5 protein-coding genes are annotated in these 4098 nt (G+C 67.7%); 2 read left to right on the forward strand and 3 right to left on the reverse strand.

The window, feature by feature from the left end; all coding sequences use genetic code 11:
• A partial coding sequence (gene glyS / locus VJ655_RS07150) for a glycine--tRNA ligase subunit beta (RefSeq protein WP_324110375.1) occupies window positions 1-1134 on the forward strand: 1134 nt, incomplete at its 5' end.
• Between the two features lie 226 nt (window positions 1135-1360).
• On the opposite strand, the gene VJ655_RS07155 is transcribed toward glyS, so the two are convergent.
• Window positions 1361-2203, reverse strand: a complete 843-nt coding sequence (locus VJ655_RS07155; RefSeq protein ID WP_324110376.1) for a metal-dependent hydrolase — start codon at window positions 2201-2203, stop codon at window positions 1361-1363.
• Window positions 2204-2256: 53 nt separating this feature from the next.
• Between VJ655_RS07155 and VJ655_RS07160 the strand changes: the two genes are divergently transcribed.
• Window positions 2257-2874, forward strand: a complete 618-nt coding sequence (locus VJ655_RS07160) for a TetR/AcrR family transcriptional regulator (RefSeq protein WP_324110377.1) — start codon at window positions 2257-2259, stop codon at window positions 2872-2874.
• Window positions 2875-3084: 210 nt separating this feature from the next.
• On the opposite strand, the gene VJ655_RS07165 is transcribed toward VJ655_RS07160, so the two are convergent.
• Together VJ655_RS07165 and hemB are read right to left on the reverse strand one after the other, a co-directional pair.
• Window positions 3085-3480 (reverse strand): NUDIX domain-containing protein, encoded by a 396-nt coding sequence (locus VJ655_RS07165; protein WP_324110378.1) that lies wholly within the window; start codon window positions 3478-3480, stop codon window positions 3085-3087.
• Window positions 3477-4098, reverse strand: a 622-nt coding sequence (gene hemB / locus VJ655_RS07170; protein ID WP_324110379.1) for a porphobilinogen synthase, incomplete at its 5' end; no start/stop codon positions are given. The genes VJ655_RS07165 and hemB, both read right to left, overlap by 4 nt.

Below are 4098 nucleotides of genomic sequence, written 5' to 3' on the forward strand. Positions count from 1 at the left end.
TTCTGGGACGAGGACGTCAAGGTCGGCTTCGAGCCGTGGCTGGAGAAGCTGAACGGCGTGACCTTCCACGCCAAGCTCGGGACGATGGCGGAGCGCGTGCAGCGCATCGTCGCCCTGGCCGGCGAGATCGCCCCGCTGGTCGGCGCCGACGTCGCCAAGGCCAAGGAGGCCGCGCGCCTGGCCAAGGCCGACCTCGCCTCGCAGATGGTCGGCGAGTTCCCTGAGCTGCAGGGGATCATGGGCGGCTACTACGCCCGGACCTTCGGCCTGGACGGCGAGATCGCCGACGCGGTGCGCGACCACTACAAGCCGCAGGGCCCCTCGGACGCCGTGCCGAGGGCGCCGGTGAGCGTGGCGTTGGCGTTGGCGGACAAGCTGGACACGCTGGTCGGGTTCTTCGCGATCGACGAAAAGCCGACGGGGAGCAAGGACCCCTATGCGCTGCGTCGTGCGGCGCTTGGCGTGATCCGGATTATCTTGGAAGCGAAACTCCGGGTCAGCCTCAGTGTTGTTACGGAAGGCGCGTTTAATCGCCTTCTCGTGAGTGATCCGAGCATCGGTGAATACGCCTGGGCAAAAGGGCTCTCGACCGCTGATACTAGCCGCCACAAGGCGCTCAGCGCGTCGATCGTGACCTTCTTCGCCGACCGCCTGAAGGTCACCCTGCGCGACCAGGGCAAGCGCCACGACCTCGTCGACGCTGTGTTCGCGCTGGGTGACGACGACCTGGCGCGTATCGTCGCGCGGGTCGAGGCCCTGGACGGATTCCTGAAGACCGACGACGGCAAGAACCTGCTGGCCGGCTACAAGCGCGCCTCCAACATCCTCAAGGCCGAGGAGAAGAAGGGCGCCCTGCCGACCGGCGCGCCCGAGGCCCCCACCGCCGACAGCGATGCCGAGGTGGGGCTCTACAACGCCCTGCGCCTGCTGGATAAGCCGCTGAAGGACGCCCTGACCAAGGAAGACTTCACCGGCGCCATGACCCAGCTGGCCGAGCTGCGCGGCCCGGTCGACGCCTATCTTGACGGCGTCTTCGTCAACGAGCCCGAGCACCGCGACAACCGCCTGAAGACCCTGGCCGCCGTCCGCGACGCGATGGGCCTGGTGGCCGACTTCGGGCTGATCGCGGGGTAGCTCCCAGTCCCATCCGAGAAACGAAGACGGCGGCCGAGTGGCCGCCGTTCTTGTTTCAGCTAACCCCCAGCCGCCTTCCTGGGCCTTGTGCCCAGGACCCATCTGTCCGCGCGCACGTCATCCCATATCGGGGCGGAGGCTATGCGGCGCCATGATCCCTAATGTCGGTTCAACTAAACCATGGATCCTCGCCACAAGGGCGAGGAAGGCGGTGGTTTGAACGCGATTAAGCCGCCGCCGCGTCGAACTCCGTCTTCCAGTCGGCGACCAGCGGGCGGTCGTCCTGGTCCCAGGGGTGGAAGCCGGGCCGGTACCAGGCGAAGTAGGTCTTGCCGCCGCGGCGGAAGAGGCCCGGATCGCGCCAGACGAAGCGCTTGACCGCCTTCAGCGCCGCCTCGGGCGTGTAGCCGTCGGCCTCCAGCAGGCGGGCGGCGTAGCGGGTGATGTTGCGGGTGAACATGATCGTCACCAGCGCCATGGCGCGGCAGCGGACGACGTAGCGCTTCAGCGGCGACCAATCCTTGGTCACCTCCAGGAAGACGTCGTAGGCGACGGCCTTGTGCTCGGTCTCCTCCATGGCGTGCCAGCGCCACAGCTTCTCGATCTCGGGATCGGTGGTGTCGAAGAGGTCGCGATGGCGCGCGTGCATCTCGGCCATCATGGCCGTGAAGTGCTCCAGGGCGATCGTCGAGATCAGCATGGCCATCGGGCCGCGCTCGCGGGCGAAGGTGACGCGCTTGCGGATCATCGCCTCGATCTCGGCCACCGGATAGCGCTCGCGGTCGATCAGGCTGTTGAGCTGGTGGTGCTCGCGTGAATGGATGGCCTCCTGGGCGATGAAGCCCTTGGCGTCCTGGGCCAGCTTGCCGGTCAGGCGGTCGCGATAGGCCTTCACCGCATCCATGAACATCCGCTCGCCGTCGGGGAAGGTCAGGGACATGGCGTTGAACACGGCCGTGGCGACGGGATCGCCGCCCAGCCAGTGACCTTGGCGCGCCGTCTCCAGGGAGAAGCGAATGTCGCGCGGGGCGACGTCGAGGTCGGCGGGCGTGTGCTTGGAGTCGGTCATGGCGTTCTAGGCTCCGGCGGTCTAGGGCTGTGACATCGGCCTGGACTCCAGACTTGGTTGTACTGACAAAAATGTCAATAGAAGCGTCCGCGCCTCGTCCGCCCCGCATCCGCCGCTCGCCCGAGGCCGCGCGGGAGAACATCCTGGCCGCCGCCGAGGCGATCCTGGTGGAGCAGGGACCCCAGGCGCTGAAACTGGCCGACGTCGCCAAGGCCGCCGGCGTCGTCCACGCCAACGTCATCCACCACTTCGGCTCGATCGCCGGGGTCGAGACGGCGTTGATGGAGCGGATGATCCGCCAACTGGCCGAGAAGATCATCGCGGGTTTCGACGGGGAGGGGGCGACGCCGGGTTTCGGCGCCCGGGCCCTGTTCGACGCCTTCGAGGCCAAGGGCGCGGCGCGTCTCGCCGCTTGGCTGGAACTGACCGGCGAAGGACGGCGGATGACGCTGGTGCGCGAGGTCGTCGACGCTGTGGTTCAGACCCGCCTGGCGCGTGAGGTGGTCGCCGACCGCGAGGCGGTGGTCGACGTCATCCTGCTGAGCATCATCCTGGCCGTCGGGGTCGGTCTGTTCGGTCCGACGCTCAGCGACCTGCTGGGGCGTCCTCCCGAGCGCGCGCGCGAACTGGCGCTGGAAATGATCCAGGACCGGATCAGCGACAGGGTCTAGGACGGATCGACATTCAAGGCAGCGCACAATTCCTGCCTTCCTGGGCCTTATGCCCAGGACCCATCGTTCCGAGGTCGCCGAGTTTGACCAGCGCTCTGGGCTGTTCAGCCCCGGCTCGCTTCCAAATCCCAGTCTGCCGCCGGCATCGGTCCTGGGCACAAGGCCCAGGAAGGCGAGTCATTGAATTCAACGCTGCTTTGACGATCCGTCCTAGGCGCGGGACAGCAGGGCCGGCAGGACGGCTTGCGTCAGCAAGGGCGCCAGGCGCAGCTCGCCCGGCGCGGCCGGATCGATCCAGGCCAGTTGCTCGATCTCGGCCCGGGCGGCGACGTCGCCCTCGACCCTGGCCAGGTACGTCGCCGATCGCACGGTGAAACCGGCCTCGTTGGCGGCCGGAGCGCTGAAATGGCCCAGCAGTTCGGCCGAGACGAGCCGGCACCCCAGCTCCTCGTCGAGCTCGCGGGCCAGGGTGGTCAGATCGTCCTCGCCGGCGTCGCGCTTGCCGCCCGGCTTCATGAAGGTGCTCGTGCCGCGCTTGCGGACCAGCAGCATCCGGCCAGTTTCGTCGCGGATCACGGCGGTGACGATGTCGAGGACGCGGCTCACGCCCCCAGCTTTTCCGCCGCCCACGGCGCGAAATAGGTGATGATCCCCGCCGCGCCGGCGCGCTTGAAGGCGGTCAGGCTTTCGAGGACGGCGCGGTCGTGGTCGATCCAGCCGTTCTGGGCGGCGGCCTTGATCATCGCGTATTCGCCCGACACCTGGAAGGCGTAGGTCGGCATGCGGAATTCGTCGACCAGCCGGCGCAGGATGTCGAGATAGGGCATCCCCGGCTTGACCATGACCATGTCGGCGCCCTCGGCGATGTCGAGCGCGACCTCGCGGATGGCTTCCTCGGTGTTGGCCGGGTCCATCTGGTAGGTCTTCTTGTCGCCCTGGCCGGCGGAAAGCTTGGCCGAGCCGATGGCGTCCCGGTACGGGCCATAGAAGGCCGAGGCGTATTTCGCCGCATAGGACATGATCATCACGTCCTGGAAGTTCGCGCCTTCCAGCGCGGACCGCAGCTTGCCGATCCGGCCGTCCATCATGTCGGACGGGGCCAGGATGTCGGCGCCGGCCTCCGCCTGCATCAGGCCCTGTTCGATCAGGCGCTCGATGGTCGGGTCGTTGAGGATCCTGCCGCCCTCGACCACGCCGTCGTGGCCGTGGTCGGTGAAGGGGTCC

The organism is Caulobacter sp. (assembly GCF_035254145.1).
Lineage (GTDB): Bacteria > Pseudomonadota > Alphaproteobacteria > Caulobacterales > Caulobacteraceae > Caulobacter.

What these genes read in the sequence shown, in the direction of transcription:
- VJ655_RS07155 (WP_324110376.1), bottom strand. Translation starts at nt 2,203, where the DNA reads ATGACCGACTCCAAGCACACGCCCGCCGACCTCGACGTCGCCCCGCGC.